The 25145-nt window shown below is 68.9% G+C and carries 25 protein-coding genes; 15 read left to right on the top strand and 10 right to left on the bottom strand.

The window, feature by feature from the left end; genetic code table 11:
* Window positions 1-16: 16 nt before the first annotated feature.
* Window positions 17-694 carry an aminoacyl-tRNA hydrolase gene (gene pth / locus CK951_RS13225; protein WP_096786594.1) on the top strand — a complete coding sequence of 226 codons (678 nt, stop codon included), beginning with the start codon at window positions 17-19 and terminating at the stop codon, window positions 692-694.
* Here the strand turns inward: pth and CK951_RS13220 are convergent.
* A complete protein-coding gene (locus CK951_RS13220) occupies window positions 691-1455 on the bottom strand; it encodes an NAD kinase (protein WP_096786593.1) in 765 nt (254 codons plus the stop codon). The genes pth and CK951_RS13220 overlap by 4 nt on opposite strands.
* 162 nt (window positions 1456-1617) lie before the next feature.
* Here CK951_RS13220 and glyA point away from each other — a divergent pair, with 162 nt between their 5' ends.
* A complete protein-coding gene (gene glyA / locus CK951_RS13215) occupies window positions 1618-2913 on the top strand; it encodes a serine hydroxymethyltransferase (RefSeq protein WP_096786592.1) in 1296 nt (431 codons plus the stop codon).
* 43 nt (window positions 2914-2956) lie between these two features.
* On the opposite strand, the gene CK951_RS13210 is transcribed toward glyA, so the two are convergent.
* Complete coding sequence (locus tag CK951_RS13210) at window positions 2957-3328, bottom strand: hypothetical protein (RefSeq protein ID WP_198402351.1); 372 nt, start codon at window positions 3326-3328, stop codon at window positions 2957-2959.
* 93 nt (window positions 3329-3421) lie between these two features.
* Here CK951_RS13210 and CK951_RS13205 point away from each other — a divergent pair, with 93 nt between their 5' ends.
* A complete protein-coding gene (locus CK951_RS13205) occupies window positions 3422-4198 on the top strand; it encodes an alpha/beta fold hydrolase (RefSeq protein ID WP_096786590.1) in 777 nt (258 codons plus the stop codon).
* Here the strand turns inward: CK951_RS13205 and CK951_RS13200 are convergent.
* From CK951_RS13200 to carB, 5 genes are all read right to left on the bottom strand, one after another.
* Entirely contained in the window at window positions 4195-4707 is a 513-nt protein-coding gene (locus CK951_RS13200) for a cytochrome b (RefSeq protein ID WP_096786589.1), read from the bottom strand. The two genes, CK951_RS13205 and CK951_RS13200, sit on opposite strands and share 4 nt — an antisense overlap.
* Before the next feature lie 34 nt (window positions 4708-4741).
* Complete coding sequence (locus CK951_RS13195; protein WP_096786588.1) at window positions 4742-4918, bottom strand: CTP synthetase; 177 nt, start codon at window positions 4916-4918, stop codon at window positions 4742-4744.
* Between the two features lie 328 nt (window positions 4919-5246).
* Window positions 5247-6650, bottom strand: coding sequence for a DEAD/DEAH box helicase (locus tag CK951_RS13190; protein WP_232520622.1), 1404 nt, complete (start codon window positions 6648-6650; stop codon window positions 5247-5249).
* Window positions 6651-6965: 315 nt separating this feature from the next.
* On the bottom strand, window positions 6966-7697 hold the full coding sequence (locus CK951_RS13185; protein WP_096786587.1) for a calcium-binding protein: 732 nt from the start codon (window positions 7695-7697) through the stop codon (window positions 6966-6968).
* Between the two features lie 208 nt (window positions 7698-7905).
* Window positions 7906-11235 carry a carbamoyl-phosphate synthase large subunit gene (gene carB, locus CK951_RS13180; RefSeq protein WP_096786586.1) on the bottom strand — a complete coding sequence of 1110 codons (3330 nt, stop codon included), beginning with the start codon at window positions 11233-11235 and terminating at the stop codon, window positions 7906-7908.
* 189 nt (window positions 11236-11424) lie between these two features.
* Here carB and CK951_RS13175 point away from each other — a divergent pair, with 189 nt between their 5' ends.
* The 4 genes from CK951_RS13175 to CK951_RS13160 all read left to right on the top strand — a co-directional run bounded on the left by CK951_RS13175 (window position 11425) and on the right by CK951_RS13160 (window position 15849).
* Window positions 11425-12564 carry an aminodeoxychorismate synthase component I gene (locus CK951_RS13175; RefSeq protein ID WP_096786585.1) on the top strand — a complete coding sequence of 380 codons (1140 nt, stop codon included), beginning with the start codon at window positions 11425-11427 and terminating at the stop codon, window positions 12562-12564.
* Complete coding sequence (locus CK951_RS13170; RefSeq protein ID WP_096786584.1) at window positions 12522-13169, top strand: aminotransferase class IV family protein; 648 nt, start codon at window positions 12522-12524, stop codon at window positions 13167-13169. The genes CK951_RS13175 and CK951_RS13170 overlap by 43 nt, the downstream gene beginning before the upstream one ends.
* 197 nt (window positions 13170-13366) lie before the next feature.
* Entirely contained in the window at window positions 13367-15142 is a 1776-nt protein-coding gene (gene aspS, locus CK951_RS13165) for an aspartate--tRNA ligase (RefSeq protein WP_096786583.1), read from the top strand.
* Between the two features lie 2 nt (window positions 15143-15144).
* Window positions 15145-15849, top strand: a complete 705-nt coding sequence (locus tag CK951_RS13160) for a GNAT family N-acetyltransferase (protein ID WP_096786582.1) — start codon at window positions 15145-15147, stop codon at window positions 15847-15849.
* Between the two features lie 4 nt (window positions 15850-15853).
* On the opposite strand, the gene CK951_RS13155 is transcribed toward CK951_RS13160, so the two are convergent.
* A complete protein-coding gene (locus CK951_RS13155) occupies window positions 15854-16561 on the bottom strand; it encodes a response regulator (RefSeq protein WP_096786581.1) in 708 nt (235 codons plus the stop codon).
* A gap of 144 nt (window positions 16562-16705) precedes the next feature.
* Between CK951_RS13155 and mce the strand changes: the two genes are divergently transcribed.
* Together mce and CK951_RS13145 are read left to right on the top strand one after the other, a co-directional pair.
* Window positions 16706-17110, top strand: a complete 405-nt coding sequence (mce, locus tag CK951_RS13150) for a methylmalonyl-CoA epimerase (RefSeq protein WP_096786580.1) — start codon at window positions 16706-16708, stop codon at window positions 17108-17110.
* The gene (locus CK951_RS13145) at window positions 17107-17388 is read left to right on the top strand and encodes a DUF1467 family protein (protein ID WP_096786579.1); all 282 of its coding nucleotides are present in this window, start codon (window positions 17107-17109) and stop codon (window positions 17386-17388) included. The genes mce and CK951_RS13145 overlap by 4 nt, the downstream gene beginning before the upstream one ends.
* Before the next feature lies 1 nt (window position 17389).
* On the opposite strand, the gene CK951_RS13140 is transcribed toward CK951_RS13145, so the two are convergent.
* On the bottom strand, window positions 17390-18079 hold the full coding sequence (locus CK951_RS13140; RefSeq protein WP_096786578.1) for an EI24 domain-containing protein: 690 nt from the start codon (window positions 18077-18079) through the stop codon (window positions 17390-17392).
* Entirely contained in the window at window positions 18076-18654 is a 579-nt protein-coding gene (locus CK951_RS13135; protein WP_096786577.1) for a nitroreductase, read from the bottom strand. The genes CK951_RS13140 and CK951_RS13135 overlap by 4 nt, the downstream gene beginning before the upstream one ends.
* Window positions 18655-18865: 211 nt before the next feature.
* On the opposite strand from CK951_RS13135, the gene CK951_RS13130 reads away from it, so the two are divergent.
* The 6 genes from CK951_RS13130 to CK951_RS13105 are packed head-to-tail and all read left to right on the top strand — an operon-like array spanning window position 18866 to window position 25077.
* Window positions 18866-20455 carry an ABC transporter substrate-binding protein gene (locus CK951_RS13130; RefSeq protein ID WP_096786576.1) on the top strand — a complete coding sequence of 530 codons (1590 nt, stop codon included), beginning with the start codon at window positions 18866-18868 and terminating at the stop codon, window positions 20453-20455.
* Window positions 20456-21526, top strand: coding sequence for an ABC transporter permease (locus CK951_RS13125; RefSeq protein ID WP_096786575.1), 1071 nt, complete (start codon window positions 20456-20458; stop codon window positions 21524-21526).
* A complete protein-coding gene (locus CK951_RS13120) occupies window positions 21523-22425 on the top strand; it encodes an ABC transporter permease (RefSeq protein ID WP_096786574.1) in 903 nt (300 codons plus the stop codon). Before CK951_RS13125 ends, CK951_RS13120 begins: the two co-directional genes overlap by 4 nt.
* A complete protein-coding gene (locus CK951_RS13115) occupies window positions 22422-23258 on the top strand; it encodes an ABC transporter ATP-binding protein (protein WP_096786573.1) in 837 nt (278 codons plus the stop codon). The genes CK951_RS13120 and CK951_RS13115 overlap by 4 nt, the downstream gene beginning before the upstream one ends.
* Window positions 23258-24013: an ABC transporter ATP-binding protein gene (locus CK951_RS13110; protein WP_096786572.1), complete on the top strand. Its 756-nt coding sequence runs from the start codon at window positions 23258-23260 to the stop codon at window positions 24011-24013. Before CK951_RS13115 ends, CK951_RS13110 begins: the two co-directional genes overlap by 1 nt.
* Complete coding sequence (locus CK951_RS13105) at window positions 24010-25077, top strand: dipeptidase (protein ID WP_096786571.1); 1068 nt, start codon at window positions 24010-24012, stop codon at window positions 25075-25077. Before CK951_RS13110 ends, CK951_RS13105 begins: the two co-directional genes overlap by 4 nt.
* Window positions 25078-25145 lie beyond the last annotated feature (68 nt).

Genomic DNA, 25145 nt, shown 5'->3' with positions numbered 1-25145 from the left:
CGGAAGGAGCAGTCCCTTGAAGCTTTTCGTCGGCCTCGGCAATCCGGGCGCGCGCTATGCGGGCAACCGGCACAACATCGGCTACATGGCGGTTGACGCCATCGCCTTGGCGCATGGGTTCGGCCCGTGGCGACAGCGGTTTCAGGGCGTCGCGTCCGAGGGCAGGCTCGGGTCCGAGCAGGTGCTGCTGCTGAAGCCCGAGACCTTCATGAACCTCTCGGGCCAGTCGGTGGGCGAGGCGCTGCGGTTCTACAAGCTCTCGCCGGCCGACGTGACGGTGTTCCATGACGAGCTGGACCTTGCCCCCGGCAAGCTGCGGCTGAAGCAGGGCGGGGGGCATGCGGGCCACAACGGGCTGAGGTCGCTTCATGCCCATATCGGCGAGGCCTACGGGCGGGTCCGGCTGGGCATCGGCCATCCGGGGCACAAGGATGCCGTGGCCTCCTATGTCCTGAACGACTTCGCGAAGGCGGATGCCGGCTGGCTCGACGACCTGCTGCGCGGCATCGCGGACGGGGCGCTGGCCCTTGCGGCCGGCGACGGGGCGAAGTTCCAGAATGCCGTGGCCCTGCGGATGCAGCCGCCGAAACCTGCCGCGCCGAAGCCCGTGCCACCGTCACCGGATCCCGCGCCGCAGGCCGGGGCCGAGGATACGCGCAGCCCGCTCCAGAAGCTTGCCGACCGGTTCCGCTAGACGAACTGTTCGCGGATCAGCCGCTCTTCCAGCCCGTGGCCGGGGTCGAACAGCAGCCGGTGCCGGACCGCCGGCTCGGAGCGGATCTCGACCGAGACCACGTCGCGGACCGAGCGTCCGTCGGCATCCGCCATCACCGGACGCTTGCGCGCGTCGATCACGTCGAAGCGGACGGTCGCGGTCTTGGGCAGCAGCGCCCCGCGCCAGCGACGCGGGCGGAACGGCGCGATGGCGGTCAGCGCCAGCACATCCGCACCGATCGGCAGGATCGGACCATGCGCCGAGTAGTTGTAGGCGGTGGAGCCTGCCGGCGTGCAGACCAGCGCCCCGTCGCAGACCAGCTCCTCCATCCGCACCGTGCCATCCACCGAGATCCTGAGCCATGCCGCCTGCGGACCTGCCCGCAGCAGGCTCACCTCGTTGATCGCCAGCCGGTGGAAGACCTCGCCCGTCTCGCTGACGGCCGTCATGGCGAGTGGGTTCAGGATCTCCTCCTCGGCCGCGGCCAGCCGCTCGCGCAGGCGCTTTTCGGCATAGCCGTTCATCAGGAACCCGACGGTGCCGCGGTTCATGCCATAGACCGGGATGCCAAGGCTCTGCGTCTCGTGCAGCGTCTGGAGCATGAAGCCGTCGCCGCCGAGCGCCACGATCACATCGGCCTCGGGCAGGGGGACCTGGCCGTAGCGGGCGACCATCGCGGCCAGCGCCTCCTGCGCGACGGGCGCATTGCTCGCCACGAATCCGATGCGCTCTCGCGTCATGTGCCCCTCCGCCTGCCGCGGCCAGTGTTGGACGCGCCGCGCGGCAAACTCAACCCCCGCCGGGGCCCGCTTCGCGCAATCCGGTCCATGCGTCGTTTTCCTGCCTTTCTGTCGCGGCCCCGATGCTCTAAATGGGCGCATCCCTTCCGACAGGAGACGCCCATGAACGCCCCGCATCGCGACGATGGCTTCTTTACCGAAAGCCTTTCCTCCCGTGACCCCGAGCTTTTCGCCTCGATCACCGGCGAGCTTGGCCGCCAGCGTGACGAGATCGAACTGATCGCCTCGGAGAACATCGTGAGCCGCGCCGTGATGGAGGCGCAGGGCTCGGTGATGACCAACAAATATGCCGAGGGCTATCCGGGCAAGCGCTACTACGGCGGCTGCGATTTCGTGGACGTGGCCGAGAACCTCGCCATCGAGCGCGCGAAGCAGCTGTTCGGCTGCGCCTTCGCCAACGTGCAGCCCAACTCGGGCAGCCAGGCCAACCAGGGCGTGTTCCAGGCGCTGATCAAGCCGGGCGACACCATCCTCGGGATGGAACTAGCCTCGGGCGGTCACCTGACCCATGGTGCCGCGCCGAACCAGTCGGGCAAGTGGTTCAACGCGGTGCAATACGGCGTGCGCCAGCAGGACCAGCGGATCGACTACGATCAGGTCGCGGCCCTTGCGCGCGAGCACAAGCCGAAGCTGATCATCGCCGGCGGCTCGGCCATCCCGCGCCAGATCGACTTCGCGAAGTTCCGCGCCATCGCCGATGAGGTCGGCGCCTGGCTCATGGTGGACATGGCCCATTTCGCGGGCCTCGTGGCGGGCGGCGCGCATCCCTCGCCGTTCCCCTACGCCGATGTGGCGACCACCACGACGCACAAGACCCTGCGCGGCCCGCGCGGCGGCATGATCCTCACGAACAACGAGGAGATCGCCAAGAAGGTCAATTCGGCGATCTTCCCCGGCATCCAGGGCGGTCCGCTGATGCATGTGATCGCCGCGAAGGCCGTGGCCTTCGGCGAGGCGCTGCGGCCGGAGTTCAAGGCCTATGCCGCGCAGGTTGTGAAGAATGCGCAGGCGCTGGCGGACGAGTTGATGAAGGGCGGGCTCGACATCGTGACGGGCGGCACCGACACCCACGTCATGCTGGTGGACCTGCGGCCGAAGGGCGTGAAGGGCAACGCGACCGAGAAGGCGCTGGGCCGCGCGCACATCACCTGCAACAAGAACGGCATCCCGTTCGACCCCGAGAAGCCGACCGTCACCTCGGGCGTGCGCCTCGGCACCCCGGCCGGCACCACCCGCGGCTTCGGCGAGGAGGAGTTCCGCGAGATCGGCCGCCTGATCGTCGAGGTGGTGGACGGGCTGGCCGCCAACGGTGAAGAGGGCAACGCCGCCGTCGAAGCCGCAGTCAGGGCCAAAGTCGCGACGCTCTGCGCACGCTTCCCGCTCTATCCGACGCTGTGAGCGATCCGCGGCGCGGGGGCCTCGTGCCCTTCGCGCCGCGCCCTCAGATCAGGCCGCGCCAGCGCGCCAGCGCAAGGGCGATGCCGCCGGCCAGCAGTCCCACGACGACCACGAGACGCACGAGGCCCATGGTGGCCGCCAGCAGCCGTGCCTTGCGATCCACCGAGGTCAGGTGCCGAACGCAGATGTCGTAATCGGCCGAAACCTTGCCAAAATCCACCTGCATCAGCAGCCGCGGGTTCCGCGCCATCTCGCCCGCCTGCGCAAGGTCCCGCGCCGCCGCCCGCACCCGCCGGGGCAGGCGACGGCCGCCGCGCCTCAGCTTGTCGGCCAGGTCGTGGCCGCGCACATGCAGCCGCTCCTCCATCAGGGCGTCCACACGGTCCACCATCTGCCTGATCGCAATCGCACTCATGCCCATCCCCTTGCCCTGACGTCAGATTATGAGGCCCGGCCCGCCGCATCAACCGGTCTGGCAGCAGGCGCAAGGTCGCGCTAGAACCGCGGCATGCTGAACACCATCATCCACCGGGCCGAGAGCCCCTCTGCCGCCCCGCCGCTTCTGGTTGCGCATGGCCTGTTCGGCTCGGCGCGGAACTGGGGGGTGATCTGCCGCCGTCTTGCCGAGACGCGGCTGGTGATCGCGGTCGACATGCGCAACCACGGCGGAAGTCCCTGGACGGCGACCCACCGCTATCCCGAGATGGCCGCGGACCTGGCCGAGGTCATCGAGGCGCAGGGGGGCCGCGCGGATGTCATGGGGCATTCGATGGGCGGCAAGGCCGCTATGCACCTGGCCCTGACCCGCCCGGACCTGGTGCGCCGGCTGGTCGTGGCCGACATCGCCCCGGTGGCCTATGCGCATGACCAGAGCCGCAACGTCGAGGCAATGCGGGGACTCGACCTTTCGGCGCTCGGGACCCGCGGCGACGCGGATCGCCGGCTGGCCGAGGTGCTGCCCGATGCCGGCCTGCGCGCCTTCTTCCTGCAGTCGCTCGACCTGAAGTCGGACCCGCCGCACTGGCGGCTGAACCTCGACGTCCTCGCGGCCGAGATGCCGCAAATCCTGGGCTGGCCGGATACCTCCGGGCGGTTCGACGGGCCGGCGCTGTTCCTGAGCGGAGAGCTTTCGTCCTATGTCGGACCACAGCACCGCGAGACGATCCTTCGCCTGTTTCCCGGTGCGCGCTTCGCCGAACTGAAAGGCGCGGGGCACTGGCTGCACGCCGAGAAGCCCCGCGCCTTCGAAGAGACGGTCCGCGTCTTTCTTGACGCCGCGCTCTAGTCGCGCTGCGGGCGGCCCATCCGCTGCAGTGCGCCGTCGCGCAGCACGAACTGGTGGAACAGCGAGATCGCGACGTGAATGGCGACGATCGCGATCACCAGGACCTTCATGCTGGCATGCGCCGAGGCGGCGACCTCGCTCTGGTAGAACCAGGCGACGGCGCCCGAGATCGGCAGCACGAAGATCGTGAGATAGAGGAAGAAGGTCAGCTCGCGCGTGACGAAGGCGAGGAACTCCTGCTCGGGGGTCTTCGGCTCGAATGCCGGCGTGGGGACGCCATGGGCAAAGCGCAGGCCGACGCGCCAGCAGGCGAGGACGAGGATGGCAAGGCCCACCGCGACATGCGCCCAGGCCAGCGGCGACACGCCGACGGCCTCACCCTTGCGCAGGCCGTCCGCCACGGCCGACATGGCGGGTCCCAGCAGGAATTGCACGACGACGAGCACCGCCACCGCCCAGTGCAGAACGATCTGCATCCTCGAATAGCCTGTCGGCGCTTCCTTCGTCATCTTCTGTTCCTTCCGTCGTCTGCCTCGCCGGGAATCAGGCGAGCTTGCGCGCGATGATGAAGCTCACGGGCAGCGCCAGCACGAAGCCGATTGCCGCAGCCGCAAGAATGGGGATGAGGGTGTCGTTGCCGGTGACGAGGGCGAGCACGATGAAGCTGCCCATCAGCGTCACGGAAACCATCGAGAACAGGATCATCATCAGTCGGGTCATGGCTACACCTCCGGGTCCGGATCAACACATCCGCCCGCAGGATTGACGCTGCAAAGGCCGCGCGGCCTTGATCCGCATCAAGCAGTCGCGGCGCCGCACCGGATGCGGGAGAGGAGGGGGAGGGGGTTCGGAAGGGTCGTCTTTCGCGACCGTCGCCACCGGGGGGGAGGATCGTGGCCGGCGCAGCGAAGGGTAGCCCGACAGGTGGGTAGTCAACTACCGGCGTCTGCCAAGGCTCCCTTCGCGCAATGCGCTGACACTCGTAAGATAAACCCCCGGCGCTGCAGTCGCCGGACACTCGTTACCACTCCGGCTGGCCGGAGCTTCATTATGCGCGATCCCGGAGGCGAGTGCCTGCGGGAATCGCGCCCTGCGTCACCAGGAAGCAGGCGGCCTCAGCCGCGGCCTGCCGCGTCCGAGCGACGGGCCGGAGCGGAGCGCCGCGGGGCGGAGCCGCCGCCGGGGACGGCCGCCGGACGGCCCGGCCGCGGATGCGCCTGGCCTGCTGCGGCTTGGGCTGGCCCTTGGGCGCGGCGGCCTTGGGCCGGCCGCCCTGGCGCGGCTTCTGCCCCGGACGCGGCGCGGCCGCGGCGATCTCGGCCGCCCAGGGCGCGCCTCCGATCACCGGCACCGGCTGCTTCAAGAGCTTCTCCACCGCGCGCAGCTCCTCCATCTCGGCCGGGGCGACGAAGGCGACGGCGCTGCCCGCCGCCCCCGCCCGCGCGGTGCGGCCGATGCGGTGGACGTAGTTCTCGGGCACGTTCGGCATGTCATAGTTGTAGACGTGCCGCACGCCGGGAATGTCGATCCCCCGCGCCGCAACATCGGTCGCCACCAGCACGTCGAGCGTGCCGTCCCGGAACTCGGCCAGCGTGCGGTCGCGCTGGTTCTGGCTCTTGTTGCCGTGGATCGAGCCTGCCTTGAAGCCCCAGCTGACCAGCAGCTTCATCAGCTTTTCCGAGCCGTGCTTGGTGCGGCCGAAGACCAGCGCCTGCTCGCCCGGATGCTTTTGCAGGTAGCTCTCCAGCAGCTTCGCCTTGTCGCCCTGCGGGATGAAGTGGACCCCTTGCGCGATCTTCTCGACCGGCTTGCCGGGCGGGGCGACCTGCACCTTTACCGGCTCGCGCAGGTAGGTGTGGGCCAGATCCTCGATCAGCTTCGGCATGGTGGCCGAGAACAGCAGCGTCTGGCGCTTCAGCGGCAGGTGGCGCGCGATCTTCTTCAGCGAGTGGATGAAGCCCATGTCGAGCATGTGATCCGCCTCGTCGAGCACGAGATAGCCGGTCGCCTCCAGCGAGACCGCCTTGCGGTCGAGCAGGTCGATCAGCCGGCCCGGCGTCGCCACCATGATGTCGGCGCCACGGGCCAGCCGCTCGGTCTGGCGGTTGATCGAGGCGCCGCCGGTGATGGTGACAACCTTGACCGGAGTGCCCTTGGTGAAGATCTCGAGGTTGGTCGCGATCTGGGTCACCAGTTCGCGCGTCGGCGCCAGGATCAGCGCTCGGATGGTGCGCGGGGCGGGGGGATGGCCCACGCCCAGCAGGCGGTGCAGCAGCGGCAGCCCGAAGGCCAGCGTCTTGCCGGTGCCGGTCTGGGCGAGGCCCATCAGGTCGCGTCCCTGCATGACATGCGGGATCGCCTCGAGCTGGATCGGGGTCGGCTTGGTGAACTGGGCCTTCGCAAGGCCCTGCATGAGGCGCTCGGACAGGCCGAGAGTGCTGAAATCAGCCATTGGTCTCTTTCGATGTGCGGGCATCGGCCCGCGGAATGGGGTGGTCTCCCCGGCGAGGGGAGGCGGCAGGCGGGGCGGCGCGGGAATGCGCCGCGGTGCCCCTGCGTGACGGTGGGAACCTGTCGGCCGGACCCTGGCCCCTCGGGGCGGCTGCTCACGCGGCAGCGGGTCACAGGCTTGCAGGGTGGATGCGGGTTTTGCGGCCGCGAGTCAAGGAATAGCTTGCCCCGCTCTCGCTTTCGTTCCGGTTGTGGCCGCGAATGTGAGGATCGGGCGGTCGCGCAGAGCCGCCACCGCCCGGACCCGGACGCCTCGTCAGAGGATGAAGTCGTCGCTGTCGAGGTCGCTGCGGCGCGTGTCCTCGATTCGCAGCGTGCCGGTGCCGAGCCGGATCACGACGTCATCCCCCTGCTGGCTCGCGCGATTCAGGACCTGCGAGAACGAGAGGTCGAAGGCGGACAGGTCGATGTCGTCGTCGCCCTCCTCGAAGTCGCGGATCGTGTCCGAGCCGAAATCGAAGACGAAGCGGTCCGCGCCCTCGCCGCCCGCCATCACGTCGTTGCCCCGGCCGCCATTCAGCACGTCGTCGCCCTCGCCGCCCCACAGCCGGTCGTTGCCGGACCCGGCGATCATGACGTCATTGCCTTCGCCGCCATACAGGCGGTCGGCCCCGCTTCCGGCGCGCAGGGTGTCGTTGCCCGAGGCCGCCACGAGCAGATCGGCGTCGGCGCCCCCGTCGAGCAGATCGTTGCCCTCTCCGGCCCGGATCGTATCGTCGCCGCTGCCACCGAAGAAGCGGTCGTTGCCGCTTTCGTCGGTCAGCAGGTCGGCGCCATCCTGACCGTGCAGCGTGTCCTCGCCCTTGCCGCCGAGCAGGGTGTCGGCCCCGCTGCCGCCATACAGGAGATCCTCATCGTCGTTCCCCTCGACACGGTCGCGCCCGCCATTCCCGAAGAGCGTGTCCTCGCCGTCAAGACCACGGAGGGTGTCGTTGAGGCTGGTCCCGTTCAGCCGGTTGGCAGAGCCGTTTCCGATGATCGTCGGCATGTCGCTTGGTCTCCCTCAGGGGTTCGGCCTGCGGCAGGCTTGCCGCGGCTCCAAGGAAGGGAACGATGCGGCCCGCGGCTTTATTCCCGCCTTCCCGCGAAGCAACCGTCGCCTGCGCGGGCTTTCGCGCATGACGTTGCGTCAGCCGGTGCAGAAGGCGGCCGGCCGAAGGGAACCCCGGCCGGCTGCCCATCCTGTCCGGGGCGGCTCAGCCCTGCAGCGTCCGCACGCCGTAGCCCTCGCCGCGGGCCTGCATCGCCTCGACCGCGGCGATCGATGCGGCGGCGGTGGTGAAGTAGGGGATCTTGTCCATCAGCGCGACGCGGCGGATGTCGCGGCTGTCGCTGATCGCCTGCGCGCCTTCGGTGGTGTTCATCACCAGCGTGATCTCGCCGTTCTTCAGCATGTCGACGATGTTCGGCCGGCCCTCGTAGACCTTGTTCACGCGGATCGCCTCGACCCCCTGCTCGGAAAGCCATGCGGCGGTGCCGCGCGTGGCCACGATCTCGAAGCCCATCGAGGTCAGGCCGCGCGCGGCCTCGGCGAGGGCAGCCGACTTGTCCTGGTCCTTGACCGACAGGAACACGCGGCCGCTTTCCGGCAGGTGGGTGCCTGCGCCCATCTGCGCCTTGAGGAAGGCCAGCGCGAAGCTGCGGTCCCAGCCCATCACCTCGCCGGTGGAGCGCATCTCGGGCCCGAGCAGCGGGTCCACGCCCGGGAAGCGGGCGAAGGGCAGCACCGATTCCTTCACCGAGAACCACGGCGTGATCGGATCGGCCAGCGTCAGCGGATCGGCCAGTGGTAGGTCGGTATCGGGGCCGACGCCCGCGGGGTAGGCCGCGCGCAGCGGGAAGGCCGAGAGCGGCTCGCCCGCCATCAGCCGCGAGGCGATCGAGGCGATGGCACTGTCGGTGGCCTTGGCCACGAAGGGCACGGTGCGCGAGGCGCGCGGGTTCACTTCCAGAACGAAGATCACCCCGTCCTTGATCGCGAACTGCACGTTCATCAGGCCCACGACATGCAGCGCACGGGCCATCTCGACGGTCTGGCGCTTCAGCTCCTCGATGGTCGCGGGGGACAGCGAATGCGGCGGCAGGCAGCAGGCCGAGTCGCCGGAATGGACACCGGCCTCCTCGATATGCTCCATGATGCCCGCGACATGGACGTTCTCGCCGTCGCACAGCGCGTCCACATCCACCTCGATGGCGCCGGAAAGGTAGCTGTCGAGCAGCACGGGCGAGCTGCCCGAAACCTGCACCGCCTCGCGGATGTAGCGTTCCAGCTGTTCGTCGCTGCGCACGATCTCCATCGCGCGGCCGCCGAGCACGTAGGACGGCCGGATCACCAGCGGATAGCCGATGCGGCCCGCGATCGCGAACGCCTCGTCGCGCGAGCGCGCCATGCCGTTGATCGGCTGCTTCAGGCCCAGTTGGTTCAGCAATTGCTGGAACCGCTCGCGGTCCTCGGCAAGGTCGATGGCGTCGGGAGTGGTGCCGAGGATCGGAATCCCCTCATGCGCCAGCGCCTGCGCGAGCTTCAGGGGCGTCTGGCCGCCGAACTGCACGATCACACCGTGAAGGGTGCCGTTCTCCTGCTCGACGCGCAGGATCTCCAGCACATGCTCCAGCGTCAGCGGCTCGAAATAGAGCCGGTCCGAGGTGTCGTAGTCGGTCGACACGGTCTCGGGGTTGCAGTTGATCATGATGGTTTCATAGCCGGCCGCCGTCAGCGCGAAGCAGGCGTGGCAGCAGCAATAATCGAACTCGATGCCCTGACCGATCCGGTTCGGACCGCCGCCAAGGATCACCACCTTCTTCGCCGCCGAGGGACGGGCCTCGCATTCCACGTCGCCCATCGCGGGGGCTTCGTAGGTGGAATACATGTAGGGGGTCTGGGCCTCGAACTCGGCCGCGCAGGTGTCGATGCGCTTGAAGACCGCCGTGACGCCGAGGTTCCGGCGCGCCCGGCGCACCTGCCCCTCGTCGCGCCCCGTCAGCTTCGCGAGGCGCGCGTCGGTGAAGCCCATCATCTTCAGCTTGCGCAGGCCCTCCTGCGTGACCGGCAGGCCGTCTGCGCGGACCCGGGCCTCGACGTCCACGATCTCGCGGATGCGGGCGAGGAACCACGGGTCGAACGCCGTCGCCGCCTGGATGTCGTCGTCCGACAGCCCGTGGCGCATCGCCTGCGCGATGAGCCGCAGCCGGTCGGGGGTCTGGGCCGAGATCGCCTTGATCACCGCCGCCTTGTCGGGCGCGCCGGAGATCTCGATCTCGTCGAAGCCGGAAAGTCCGGTCTCCAGCGAGGCCAGCGCCTTCTGCATCGATTCGTGGAAGGTCCGGCCGATGGCCATGACCTCGCCCACCGACTTCATCGCGGTGGTCAGTTCCGGCTTCGAGCCCGGGAACTTCTCGAAGGCGAAGCGCGGGATCTTGGTCACGACATAGTCGATCGAGGGCTCGAACGACGCCGGCGTCACCTTGGTGATGTCGTTGTCGAGTTCATCGAGCGTGTAGCCCACGGCGAGCTTCGCCGCGATCTTGGCGATGGGGAAGCCGGTCGCCTTCGAGGCCAGCGCGGAACTCCGCGACACGCGCGGGTTCATCTCGATCACCACCATGCGGCCGTCCACCGGGTTGATCGCCCACTGCACGTTGGAGCCGCCGGTTTCCACCCCGATCTCGCGCAGCACGGCAATGCTGCCGTTGCGCATGATCTGGTACTCCTTGTCGGTCAGCGTCAGCGCCGGGGCCACGGTGATCGAATCGCCGGTATGGACGCCCATCGGGTCCACGTTCTCGATCGAGCAGACGATGATGGCATTGTCCGCGCGGTCGCGGACCACCTCCATCTCGTATTCCTTCCAGCCGAGCAGGCTTTCGTCGACAAGGATCTGCGCCACGGGCGACGCATCGAGGCCCGACCGGCAGATCGCCTCGTAGTCGTCGCGGTTGTAGGCCACGCCCCCGCCGGTGCCGCCCAGCGTGAAGGCGGGGCGGATGATCGCGGGCAGGCCCACGTATTCGATGGCGGCCATCGCCTCGGCCACGCCCGCGTTGATGTCATAGCGCCCGTCGGGCAGCTTCGGCGCGGCGATGATGGTGGCCTTGGGGTTTTCCAGCCCGATCCGGTCCATCGCCTCGCGGAAGAGCTTGCGGTCCTCGGCCATCTCGATGGCCTCGCGGTTGGCGCCAATGAGCTGGACGCCGAATCTTTCCAGCACGCCCATGTCGGCCAGTGCGAGTGCGGTGTTCAGGCCGGTCTGCCCGCCCATCGTCGGCAGCAGCGCGTCCGGGCGCTCCTTCTCGATGATCTTGGCGACGACTTCCGGCGTGATCGGCTCGATGTAGGTGGCGTCCGCGAGGCCCGGATCGGTCATGATCGTGGCGGGGTTCGAGTTCACCAGGATGACCCGGTAGCCCTCTTCCCGCAGGGCCTTGCAGGCCTGTGCGCCGGAATAGTCGAACTCGCAGGCCTGCCCGATGACGATGGGGCCCGCGCCGATGATCATGATCGAGCTGATATCGGTTCTTTTCGGCATTTGTGGCCCCACATCTATGGTCCCGCGCCGCTCGGGCTGCAGGATTGTCCGGATTCTACGCTCTGCGCAAATTGGCGCGGTTATAGACTTGCCGCCGGGCGGCGCAACCCTCTTGCATGAGGTCGCAGGCGGGCTGTCGGGACGGCCGGACGCATGCTAGGTGCCCCCACGATCGAGGGAGAGACAAGCGTGATCCTGTGCGAGAACGGGCCGGCGGGCGGCCCGGCCCTGTTCCGCGATGCCGTGGAAACGGTGATCGTGCGCGATCCCGCCGCGGTGGCGCCCGCGCTTTCGCGGCTGGACGCGCTGCGTGCTGCCGGTCTATGGGTCGCGGGCACCATCGGCTATGAGGCGGGGCTGGTGTTCGAGCCGCGGCTGGCGTCCCTGATGCCGCGGGACAGGGACGAGCCGCTGCTGGCCTTCGGCGCCTATGCCGCACCCGGGGACGCCGCCCCCCTGCTGGCGCAGGCCGAGGCCGAGGCCGGCGCCGCCCGGCTGGGCCCGCTGCGCCCGCGGATTGGGCGCGTGGACTATGACCGCGCCTTCGCGCGGCTCATGGAGTATATCGCGGCGGGGGACTGCTATCAGGTGAACCTGACCTTCCCGGTCGACACCCGGCTGGATGCGGGCACGGCGCTGGGCCTTTATGGCGCGCTGCGCGCGCGGCAACGGGTCGGGCATGGGGCCTTCTGCGATCTGGCCGGGCCGGTTGCGATCTCGTGCTCGCCGGAGCTGTTCTTCGCCTGCGACGCCGAGGGCACGATCTCGACCCGGCCGATGAAGGGCACGGCGCCGCGGGACGCCGATCCGGCGCGCGATGCGGCGCTGGCCGCGGCGATGGCGGCAAGCGAGAAGGTGCGCGCCGAGAACCTGATGATCGTGGACCTGCTGCGCAACGACATCGGCCGCATCGCCGAGATCGGCTCGGTCCGGGTGCCCGAGCTGTTCTCGATCGAGAGCTACGCCACCGTCCACCAGATGACCAGCCGGGTGACGGGCCGGCTTAAGGGCCGGCCGGGTTTTGCCGGGCTGGTGCCGGCGCTGTTTCCCTGCGGCTCGGTGACGGGTGCGCCGAAGATCCGCGCGATGCAGATCATCGCGGAACTGGAACGCTGGCCGCGCGGCCTCTATTGCGGGGCGATGGGATGGATGGCGCCGGACGGCCGGGCGGCGTTCAACGTGGCGATCCGCACGCTGCGGCTGTTCGCGGACGGTCGGGTCCGGCTGGATGTGGGCGGCGGCGTCGTGCAGGATTCGGTGGCCGGGCAGGAATGGGAGGAGGCGCTGTGGAAGACCCGCTTCGCGACGCTGCCGACGATCCGCAGCTGAGGCTGATCGAGACGCTGCTGTGGGACGGCGCGCGGCTGGCGCGGGAGGAGCGTCATCTGGCCCGGCTGGCCCGCGGCGCGGCCCGGCTCGGCTGGCGCTGCGAGGGGGTGGGCGAGGCGCTTCTGGCCGCGGTGCCCGACCATCCGGCGCGGATGCGGGTGACACTGGACCGTGGGGGCCGCGTGGAGGTTCAGGCGGCGGCGCTGCCGCCGGGACGGCCGCTGTGGCGGCTGGGGCTGGCCGCGGCGCGGCTCTGCTCGTCAGATCCATGGCTGTCGGTCAAGTCCTCGCGTCGTGCGGCCTATGATGCGGCGCGGGCGGCGCTGCCCGAGGGGCTGGACGAGGTGATCTTCCTCAACGAGCGCGGCGAGGTCTGCGACGGGACGATCACGACGGTCTTCTTCGACGCGGGCGCGGGGTTGCGGACCCCGCCGCTGGCTGCGGGGCTGTTGCCGGGCGTCCTGCGCGAGGAGATGCTGGAGACGGGCGCGTGCCGCGAGGCTGGGCTCGGCGCGGAAGACCTGCCGCGGGTGCGGCTCTGGGTGGGGAACTCGCTGCGCGGGCTGATCCCTGCGGTTTGGGCGGGTCCTGCAGTATCCGGCTGAGCCGCGGGGCCGGATCCGTCAATCCGAAGGAGGCGCGTGCCGCGCCAAGCCCCTTGCCTCGCCGCATCGGCTCCGCCGCTGCGGCTCAGGCGGGGTGCGGATATTTCCCGCGGGCACCGGGGGTGCGCGGCTTGACTTCGGCGGTCGGGCGGAGTGTATCGGCGCGGACGAACCAGAGCCTCGGGAAGGGGAGCCGAATGCACGCCTATCGCAGCCACACTTGCGCGGAACTGAATGCCGGGCACGTCGGTCAGGAGGTGCGGCTTTCGGGCTGGGTCCACCGCGTGCGCGACCATGGCGGCGTGCTGTTCATCGACCTGCGCGACCATTACGGCATCACTCAGGTGATCGCCGATGCCGATTCGCCGGCCTTCGCCGAGCTGGAGAAGGTGCGCGCCGAATGGGTGATCCGCATCGAGGGCCGGGTAAAGGGCCGTGACGCGGCGCTGGTGAATCCCAAGCTCGCGACCGGCGAGATCGAGGTCTATACCACGGGCCTGACCGTGCTGGGTGCCGCGGACGAGCTGCCGATGCCGGTCTTCGGCGACGTGGACTATCCCGAGGAGACGCGGCTCACCTACCGCTTCCTCGACCTGCGGCGCGAGAAGCTGCATGCCAACATGATGCTGCGCTCGAACGTGGTGCGCAGCTTGCGCAACCGGATGTGGGACGCGGGCTTCAACGAGTTCCAGACGCCGATCATCACCGCCTCCTCGCCGGAAGGGGCGCGCGACTTCCTCGTGCCGTCGCGGCTGCATCCGGGCAAGTTCTATGCCCTGCCGCAGGCCCCGCAGCAGTTCAAGCAGCTGATCATGGTCGCGGGCTTCGACCGCTATTTCCAGATCGCGCCCTGCTTCCGCGACGAGGACCCGCGCGCCGACCGCTCGCCCACCGACTTCTACCAGCTCGATATCGAGATGAGCTTCGTCGAGCAGGAGGACGTGTTCCAGGCGGTGCAGCCGGTGATCCAGGGGATCTTCGAGGAGTTCGGCGGCGGGCGCCGCGTCGATGCCGACTGGCCGCGGATCGCCTATCGCGATGCGATGCTGTGGTATGGCTCGGACAAGCCGGACCTTCGCAACCCGATCCGGATGCAGGTGGTCAGCGAGCATTTCCGCGGCTCGGGCTTTGCGATCTTCGCCAAGCTCCTTGAGAACGAGGGCACCGAGATCCGCGCGATCCCCGCGCCTACTGGGGGCAGCCGCAAGTTCTGCGACCGGATGAACGCTTTTGCGCAGCAGCAGGGCCTGCCGGGGATGGGCTACATCTTCTGGCGCAAGGGCGACGATGGGGCGATGGAGGCCGCCGGGCCGCTGGCCAAGAACATCGGGCCGGAGCGGACCGAAGCGATCCGGCTGCAACTGGGTCTGGGCGAGGGCGACGCGGCCTTCTTCCTCGGCGGCAAGCCCGAAACCTTCGAGGCCGTCGCGGGGCGCGCGCGCAACGAGATCGGCCGCGAACTGGGGCTGACCGAGGAAGGCTGCTTCCGCTTCGCCTGGATCGTCGATTTCCCGATGTACGAGAAGGACGACGAAGGGAAGATCGACTTCTCGCACAACCCGTTCTCGATGCCGCAGGGCGGGATGGCGGCGCTGGAGGGCGACCCGCTCAAGGTTCTGGCCTACCAGTATGACCTGGCCTGCAACGGTTACGAGCTGATCTCGGGCGGGATCCGCAACCACAAGCCCGAGATCATGTTCAAGGCATTCGAATTGGCCGGCTATCCGGCGTCCGAGGTCGAGAAGCGCTTCGGCGGCATGGTCAAGGCGTTCCGCTACGGCGCCCCGCCCCACGGTGGCTGCGCGGCCGGTATCGACCGGATCGTGATGCTGCTCGCGGACGAGGCGAACATCCGCGAGGTCATCATGTTCCCGATGAACCAGCGCGCGGAGGACCTGCTGATGGGCGCGCCCTCCGAACCCACCAACGAGCAGCTGCGTGAGTTGCGGCTGCGTGTCGTGCCGAAGGATTGACCGTGAAGCGGTTCGGCGAGCCGGTTCCGGGCTGGAGTTCCGCATCGCGCCCGTCGGGCGAGGTGCTGGAGGGGCGATATGCCCGGCTGGAGCGGCTTTCGGCCGACCTCCACGCCGCGGATCTGCATCGGGCCTTCTCGGGTGACGATGCGCTGTGGGACTACCTTCCCTACGGCCCCTTCGCCTCGACGGCCGCCTATTACCACTGGGCGCGCGGCATGGAAGAGGGCAGCGATCCGCTGTTCTACACCATCCGCGACCGCGCCACCGGCCATTGCGGCGGCGTCGCGAGCTTCCTGCGCATCGCGCCGGAGGCCGGATCGATCGAGATCGGCCATATCTGCCTCTCGCCCGAGATCCAGCGCACGCCGGTGGCCACCGAGGCGCTGTTCCTGATGATGGCCTGGAGCTTCGCGGCCGGATACCGGCGGTGCGAATGGAAGTGCGACGCGCTGAACCTCGCCTCGCGCCGGGCGGCGCAGCGGCTGGGCTTCAGCTACGAGGGAACGTTCCGGCAGGCCGTGGTGGTCAAGGGGCGCAACCGCGACACGGCGTGGTTCTCGGTGATCGACAAGGAGTGGCCGGCGCTGCGCGAGGCGTTCGAGCTCTGGCTCGCACCGCGCAATTTCGACGGCTTCGGCCGGCAGGTGGAGCGGCTGTCCGACCTGACGGGTCTGGTCCGCGGCGGCGCGGACCCGCTGCTCTGATCCCTCAGAACGCCCCGGCCGAGGCTGCGAGTCGCGCGCTGATCATCCGTTTCAGCATGTCGAGCGCGTCGGGGCTGTCGGCGGCCTCCTGCGCGGCCTGTTCCAGCGCCTTGTCGCCGGCGCTGCGCGCAATGCCGGAGACGAAGCCGGCCAGATAGCGCGCCCGCGCGGTGAAGGGCGTGACCGTCGCGGCAAGATCGGCTGCGCGGGTCAGATCCTCGCGCAGCGCGAAGGGATCGGGCGGCGGCAGAAGCTCGTCCTGCGCGGAGTGCCGGCGACCCGGCAGATGGTCGAGCAGCGTCTGCTGGAACAGGGCCAGGCTGTCGAGCGGCTTTTCCAGAAAGGCATGCGCCCCGGCGGCGAGCGCGGGTTCCCGCCGTGAGCTGTCGCCGCTGGCGGCGAGGATCACCGGCCCCCCCGCGTTGGCGGCAATCTCGGCGATCAGCACCTCTCCGGCGCCATCGGGAAGGCCCAGGTCGACGACCACCGCATCGGGCGCGTAGCGCGTCAGATGCGCCCGGCCGGTCTCGAGATTGTCGGCCCTCCGCAGCCGCGCGCCTGAGCGGTGGCAGAGCAGCCTCAGCGCCTCGGCCGCGAAATGGCTGTCTTCCACAGCGAGGATGGTCAGGCCCGCCAGCGGCAGCGCCGTCCGGCCCTCGCGCCGGCGCGGGAAGGGGGCGGGCGGCTCGGGCAGAAGGTGCAGATAAGGCATCGGCGGTCTCTCGGGCTGGGCTTGAGTCGCGACAGTCAACCGCATTCCGGTCAAGATGGGGTTAAGGCGCGCGACCGGCTGCCCCCTTGCCTCGCGGCAGGGCCGATCCCATAACGGGCGCGCACCGGAGACAGGGGAGAGACCATGATCGGACGCCTGAACCATGTGGCCATTGCCGTGCCCGACCTCGAGGCGGCGGCGGCGCAATACCGCGACACGCTCGGCGCCGACGTGGGCGCCCCGCAGGACGAGCCCGACCACGGCGTGACGGTCGTCTTCATCACGCTTCCGAACACCAAGATCGAGCTGCTCTATCCGCTGGGCGAAAACTCTCCGATCAACGGCTTCCTCGAGAAGAACCCGGCGGGCGGCATCCATCACGTCTGCTACGAGGTGGACGACATCCTGGCCGCGCGCGACCGGCTGAAGGCCGCGGGCGCGCGGGTGCTGGGCTCGGGCGAGCCGAAGATCGGCGCGCATGGCAAGCCCGTGCTGTTCCTGCATCCCAAGGACTTCAACGGCTGCCTCGTGGAACTGGAGCAGGTATGAGCGTCACGGGCGCCATCGTCCTCTATGCCGTCACCTGGTTCATGGTGTTCTTCATCCTGCTCCCGATCCGGGTGCAGAGCCAGGACGAGGCGGGGGACGTGGTGCCCGGCACGCCGCGCGGCGCGCCCTCGGGCTTTGTCGTGCGGCGGAAGGCGGTGCTGACCACGGTGGTTGCCACCGTGGTCTGGGCCGTGCTCTGCGCGATCATCTGGTCGGGCGTGATCTCGCTGCGCGACATCGACGTGATGGGGCGGATGCCCCCGGCAAGCGCGCGGTGAATCAGGGGCGGCCGCTGACCCGGTGGTAGAGGTGGGTGAAGGTCGCGACGCCCAGCACCGGCACCAGAAGGTTCACGATCGGGATCGAGAGCGGTGCGGCCATCAGCGTGCCCGCCAGCCAGATCTGCCCGGAATGGCGCGCCCGAAGCGCCTTTGCGCCCGCGCGGCCCAGCCTGCGCATCGCCACCAGCGTGAAATATTCCCGTCCGAGCAGGAAGCCGTTCAGCGCCCAGAACAGGATCGGGAACAGCGGCCCCGCGAAGAACAGCAGCACCAGCGCCAGCAGGTTGACCAGCACGAGGATGGCGAAGAAGTTCGCGCTGTCGATCAGTTGGTCCCAGAGCGGCAGCGGTGTCGCGGGCGGCAGGCCCGCGTAGTGTTTCACCTCGACCGCATCCACCACCCGGTCCAGGAAGAAGCCGGTGAAGGCCGAGGCGACCGGGATCATCAGGAAGACCGAGAGCCCGATCATCAGCACCACCGAGCCCCAGGACAGCAGGTCGTCCACGACACCCACTTCGCCGATCCACGGGATCGTCACGGTGTCGGGCACCAGCATCTGGAGCAGGATGATGAAGGCCACGTAAATGACGGCAAGCAGGGCGAGCGCAAGGCCCACGCCCATCCAGAGGACGCCGCGAAAGCGTGCGTCGCCGATCTGGCCGATCGCTCGAAGGAAATCCTGGATCATTCGTTTACCCATGTGGTGAGACTGGCAATATCGGGCCGCGGGCGCTCGGGAGGCAGGATCGTTTCGCTGCCGATATGGATGATGCCCGCGACGAACTCGTGATCTTCAAGGCCGAGCCCCTCGCGCAGGAAGCCGCGGTCGTAGGCCGGCCACCCGGTCAGCCAGTTCGCTCCCCAGCCGGCCGCCTCGGCGGCGTTCAGAAGCGAAAGGCCGACGGCCCCGGCGGACAGCGTCTGCTCGATCGCCGGCACCTTGTCCGACGGCTTCGGACTGGCCACCACGACCACCGCCAGATGGCTCTGCTCGAACTGCGACCGGCCCTTGAAGCGCTTCTCCTCGTCCAGCCCCAGCGCATCCGCCCGCGTCTCGGCCAGCGCGACCAGCCGTGGCATGGCCGCGCGCTCCAGCACGATCAGCCGCCAGGGCTCCAGCTTGCCGTGGTCGGGCACCCGAAGCGCGGCGGTCAGGATCGGCATCAACCCCTCGCGCGACGGAACGGGGAGGCCGAGGGTCTTGGCGGGCCGCGAGCGGCGTGTCAGCAGGAAGTCGAGCACGTCGGGCTTCGGTGCGGGCATGGGCGTCTCCTTTGGCGGCGATCTTCAGGATCGGGCGGGCAGGGTCAAGCGGCCATCGCGCGGCTGCTTGGCGACGCAACGGCAGGCGCGGCCCGCCCCGAGAGGCAGTGCTTGACAGTCCCGCAGGGCACTGGTCAGCATGGGCGCGGGGCCCGCCCTCCGCCCGGCGAAGGGCAGGAGCCCGGACAAAAACTTCGACAGGGGGTTCTCCATGTTCATCCGAGCGCGCTTGCTGGCGACGGCGGCCATTGCCGCATTCGCCCTGACCACGGCTCCGCTTTCCGCCGAGACGCCGCCCGACACCTTCATCCAGGCCTGGGCGATCGACGACATGATCACGCTCGACCCGGCCGAGGTGTTCGAGTTCACCGCCTCCGAGATCATCGGCAACAGCTACGAGACGATCATCGGCTATGAGGTGGAGGACGTCTCGAAGATCTTCGGCCGCGTCGCCGAAAGCTGGGAGATCTCGGAAGACGGCAAGACCATGAGCTTCACCGTCCGTCAGGGCAAGAAGTTCGCCTCGGGCAATGACCTGACGGCCGAGGACGTGGTCTATTCCATCGTCCGCGCGATCAAGCTCGACAAGTCGCCGGCCTTCATCCTCGGCCAGTTCGGCCTGACGCCCGACAACGTCGAGGAGAAGGTCAAGCAGACCGGCGACTACAGCTTCACCTTCGAGATGGACAAGGCCTATGCGCCGACCTTCCTGCTCTACTGCCTGACCGCCACCGTCGCGGCCGTCGTGGACAAGGACCTCGTGCAGAGCCACGAGGAGAACGGCGACTGGGGCTACAACTGGCTGAAGACCAACTACGCCGGCTCTGGCCCCTTCACCATCCGCGAATGGCGCGCCAACGAGGCCGTGGTGATGGAGCGCAACGACAACTGGGACGGCGAGAAGCCGGCGATGGCGCGCACGATCTACCGCCACATCCCGGAAGCCGCGACCGAACGGCTGCTGCTGGAGCAGGGCGACATCGACATCGCGAGGAAGCTGCTGCCGGAAGAGATCGACGCGCTGTCGAACAATCCCGACATCAAGATCCAGAGCGGGGTGAAGGGCACGATCTTCTACCTCGGCCTGAACCAGAAGAACGAGTATCTCGCCAAGCCCGAGGTGCGCGAGGCGATGAAGTGGCTCGTCGACTACGACGCCATCGCCGAGACGCTGGTGAAGGGCATGAAGAAGAAGCACCAGACCTTCCTGCCCGAGGGCTTCCTGGGCGCGCTCGACTCGAACCCTTACAGCTTCGACCCGGCAAAGGCCAAGGAACTGCTGGCGAAGGCCGGTCTGCCCGATGGCTTCACCGTGACGATGGACACACGCAACACGCCCGAGGTGACCTCGATCGCGCAGGCGATCCAGCAGACCATGGCGCAGGCCGGGATCACGATCGAGATCATCCCCGGCGACGGCGGCCAGACGCTGGAGAAATACCGCGCCCGCACGCATGACATCTACATCGGCCAGTGGGGGCCGGACTACCAGGACCCGCACACCAACGCGACCTTCGCGCAGAACCCCGACAACTCGGACACTGCCGCCTCGAAGCCGCTGGCCTGGCGCAACGCCTGGGAGATCCCGGAGCTGACCGCCAAGGCCGATGCCGCGGTGCTGGAGCGCGATACCGAGAAGCGCGCGCAGATGTATCGCGAGATGCAGGAGGAGGTGCTGAAGACCTCGCCCTTCGTCATCATGTTCCAGGAGTCCGAGGTGGTAGCGATGCGCAAGAACGTCGAGGGCTACGTGATCGGGCCGTCGTTCAACGACAACTCCTTCGCGGCCGTGACGAAGTAGATGACCGGTTCGCCGCAGATCGGGAAGGGGCGCGGCAGCGCCCTTTCCCTCTGGCTCTGGAAGGGGACCAAGGTGGCCCTGACCGTCGCGGTCACCTTCCTCGGCCTTCTCCTCGTCACCTTCATCATCAGCCGCTTCATGTCGGTCGATCCGGTGCTGCGCGCCGTGGGCGACCGCGCGAGCAAGTCCACCTATGACGCGATGTATCAGGCCATGGGCCTCGACCGGCCGGTGTGGGAGCAGTTCTGGATCTATCTGAAGAACGTGCTGTCGGGCGATCTCGGCAGTTCGTTCCTGACCAAGCGCCCGGTGGCGGACGATCTTGCCCGTGCCTTTCCGGCGACGCTGGAGCTTGCGACCTTCGGCATCCTGATCGGCACGCTGTTCGGCATCCCGCTCGGCGTGATCTCGGCGGTGAAGCAGGGGCGCGCGCTCGACCAGATCGTGCGGGTGCTGGGTCTGGTCGGCTATTCCGCGCCGATCTTCTGGCTGGGCCTGCTGGGCCTGCTGGTGTTCTACGCCCGGCTCGGCTGGGTGGCGGGGCCGGGGCGGATCGACATCGCCTACGAATACAGCTTCACCGCGACGACCGGGCTTCTGCTGCTCGACAGCGCTATGCAGGGCGCGTGGGATGCCTTTGGCAACGTGCTGTCGCACATCATCCTGCCGGGCGCGCTGCTTGGCTATTTCTCGATGGCCTACATCAGCCGCATGACCCGCAGCTTCATGCTGGCGGAACTGGCGCAGGAATATGTCATCACCGCCCGCGTGAAGGGCGTGCCCGAGTGGCGGATCATCTGGGTCCATGCGCTGAGGAATGCCGCCGTGCCGCTGGTGACGGTGGTGGCGCTGTCCTATGCCGGGCTGCTGGAAGGCTCGGTCCTGACCGAGACGGTCTTCGCCTGGCCGGGCCTCGGGCTTTACCTGACCAACAGCCTGCAGGTGGCGGACATGAACGCGGTGCTGGGCGGCACTCTGGTGGTGGGCGCGGTCTTCGTCAGCCTCAACCTGCTGTCGGACCTGCTTTACACCCTTCTCGACCCGCGCACGCGGCGGCAGGTGCGGCCATGACCCGGACCGAGTGGCTGCTGACGGAACACCCCCGCTCGCGCCGGCAGGCGCGGCTTGGGCAGGCCTATCGCACTTGGCTTGCGCTGCGTGGCAACCGGCTGGCGATGGTGGGCCTCTGGATCATCGTGGCCTTGGTCGCCGTGGCGATCCTCGCGCCCTGGCTTGCGCCGCACGACCCGCTGGTGGGAGGTGACCTGCGCACCGAGCGCCTGCTGCCGCCGTCCTGGGCGCATCCGATGGGCACCGACGATCTGGCGCGGGACATCCTCAGCCGGGTGATCTGGGGCTCGCAGCTGACGCTGATGGTGGTCGCTTTGGTCGCGCTGATCGCCACGCCCATCGGCCTCGCAATCGGCACGACCGCAGGCTATCTCGGCGGTTGGGTCGATACGGTGCTGATGCGGGCGACCGACATCTTCCTGGCCTTCCCGCGGTTGATCCTGGCGCTGGCCTTCGTGGCGGCGCTGGGCCCGGGGATCGAGAACGCCATCATCGCCATCGCGCTGACCTCCTGGCCGCCTTACGCGCGCCTTGCCCGGGCCGAGACGCTGACGATCCGCGACAGCGACTTCATCAACGCTGCCCGCCTTCAGGGGGCATCGAGCCTGCGCATCCTCTGGGGTCATGTCACGCCGCTGTGCCTGTCCTCAGTCATCGTCCGGGTGACGCTGGACATGGCGGGCATCATCCTGACGGCGGCGGGGCTCGGGTTCCTCGGCCTCGGCGCGCAACCCCCGCAGCCTGAATGGGGCGCGATGATCGCCGGAGGCCGGCGCTTCATCATCGACCAATGGTGGGTCGCGACCATGCCCGGCCTTGCGATCTTCGTGGTCTCGCTGGGCTTCAACCTGCTCGGCGACGGGCTGCGCGACGTGCTCGACCCGAAGGCGCGCAAATGATCCCCACAAAGCCCCTGTTGCAGGTCGAGAACCTGCGCGTGACCTTCCCGACCCGGCAGGGCCCGTCCGAGGTCGTCCGTGGCGTCTCCTTCACCCTCGGGCGGGAACGCCTTGGCATTGTCGGCGAAAGCGGCTCGGGCAAGAGCCAGACCGGGCGTGCGATCCTTGGGCTCACGCCCCCGCCGGGCCGCACCACCGCGGACCGGCTGGAGTTCGACGGCATCGACCTGCGCAGCGCCACCCCCCGCCAGTGGCGAAGCCTGCGCGGCATCCGCATGTCCATGGTGATGCAGGACCCGAAGTTCTCGCTCAACCCGGTGATGACCATCGGGCGGCAGCTGATGGAGGCCGCCCGCCGCACCGCCTCGCGCGCCGAGGCGAAGGACCGCGCCATGGCGATGCTCGAGGCGGTGCAGATCCGCGATCCGGCCCGCGTCTTCCGCGCCTGGCCGCACGAACTGTCCGGCGGAATGGGCCAGCGCGCCATGATCGCCATGATGCTGATCGCCGAGCCCGACCTGCTGATCGCGGACGAACCCACGTCGGCGCTGGATGTCACCGTGCAGATCGAGGTGCTGCGCATCCTCGACCGGCTGGTCGAGGATCGCGGCATGGGCCTGATCTTCATCAGCCACGACCTGCGGCTGGTCGGCAGCTTCTGCGACCGGGTGCTGGTGATGTATGCCGGACGTGTGGTCGAGGAACTGCGCGCGTCGGAGCTTTCGAATGCGCGCCATCCCTATACGCAGGGCCTGCTGAACTGCCTGCCGCGGATCGAGGGCGGGCGCCACCCGCTGCCCGTGCTGCAGCGCGATGCCGGGTGGGCGGTCTGATGACGCTGATCGAGGTCAAGGACCTGCATGTCACCTTCGGCGAGGTCCATGCCGTGCGTGGCGTCTCGTTCAGCGTGGCCGAGGGTGAAAGCTACGGCATCGTGGGCGAGAGCGGCTCGGGCAAGTCCACCGTGCTGCGCGCGATCTGCGGGCTGGCGCCGATCTCGGCAGGCACCGTCCGCGTCGCCGACGAGGTGCTCGGGCGCCGCCGTTCGGCCGCCTTCCACCGCCGGGTGCAGATGGTGTTCCAGGACCCCTATGCCTCGCTGCACCCGCGCCACACCATCGACCGGGTGCTGGCCGAGCCGCTTGCCATCCATGGCTTCAAGGACCGCGAGAGCCGCATCCTGCGCGCGCTGGATGAGGTGGGGCTGGGCGAGGGCTTCCGCTTCCGCTATCCGCACCAGCTGTCGGGCGGGCAGCGCCAGCGGGTCGCCATCGCCCGCGCGCTGATCCTCGAGCCGCGGGTGATGCTGCTGGACGAGCCGACCTCGGCGCTGGATGCCTCGATTCAGGCCGAGGTGCTGAACCTGCTCGACCGGCTGCGGGCCGAGCGCGGGCTGACCTACATCCTCGTCTCGCATGACCTGGCCGTGGTCGCGCACATGTGCGAGCGGTTGCTGGTGATGCAGCACGGCGCCGCCGTCGAGGAACTGACCCGCGAGGGGCTGCGCGCACGGACGGCCGCGCAACCCTACACCCGCGCCCTGCTTGCCGCCTCCGAAGGCTACAGACCCGCCGGGACCCCGACATGAGCGAACCGATACCCGTCTTCGACGGCCACAACGACTTCCTGCTGCGCCTGCTGCGCAACCCCGCCAACCGCGAGACGATCTGGCTGAAGGGCGACGGCACCGGCCATCTCGACCTGCCGCGGATGAAGGCGGGCGGCTTCGCCGGTGGCTTCTTCGCGATCTACATCCCCTCGCCGCAGGCGCATGATGCGCCCGACTTCGAGGCGATGATGAACAACCCGCCGTTCGACCTGCCGCTGCCCGCGCTGATCCGCCACGATCAGGCGCAGCCGGTGGCGCTGGCGATGGCCGGGCACCTGATCTGGATGGAGCGCGCCTCGCAAGGCGACTTCCGGGTCTGCCGCAGCGTGGCCGACCTGCGGACCTGCCTCGCGCGCGGCATCATCTCGGGCATCATGCACATGGAGGGCGCCGAGGCGATCGGCCCCGACCTCGACGCGCTGCACCTGTTCCATGCGCTCGGCCTGCGCTCGCTCGGGCCGGTCTGGAGCCGCCCGACCGTCTTCGGCCATGGCGTGCCCTTCCGCTTTCCCGGCACCCCCGATACGGGCGAGGGGCTGACCGAGGCGGGCCGCCGCCTTGTCAGCGAGTGCAACCGGCTGAAGATCATGCTGGACCTGTCGCACCTGAACGAGAAGGGCTTCGACGACGTGGCGCGGCTTTCGGATGCGCCGCTGGTGGCCACGCATTCCAACGCCCATGCGGTGACCGCCTCGACGCGCAACCTGACCGACCGGCAGCTGGACGCGATCCGCGAGAGCCGCGGGATGGTGGGGCTGAACTTCGCGACCTCCTTCCTGCGCGAGGATGGACGGCAATCCCCCGAGATGGGATGGGAGCCGGTGCTGCGCCACCTCGACCACCTGATCGGGAAGCTGGGCGAGGATCACGTCGGTCTCGGCTCGGACTTCGACGGTGCAACGATCCCACAGGGCATCGGCGACGTGACCGGCCTGCCCGCGCTGCAGGAGGCGATGCGTGCGCGCGGCTACGGCGACGCGCTGATGCGGAAGCTCTGCCACGAGAACTGGTTTGCCGTGCTCGAACGGACCTGGGGCGCCTGAGCCGCGGTCCCGCCGGCCTGCGGACACGCAGGAGGTTCGGGCGTTTCCCGGGGCTTGAGTCGGAGCGC

Origin of the sequence: Rhodobacter sp. CZR27, from assembly GCF_002407205.1 — a bacterium.
Taxonomy (GTDB): domain Bacteria; phylum Pseudomonadota; class Alphaproteobacteria; order Rhodobacterales; family Rhodobacteraceae; genus Cereibacter_A.
The sequence above is the reverse complement of the archived record's forward strand: the minus strand, read 5'-3'. Positions and strand labels throughout refer to the sequence as shown.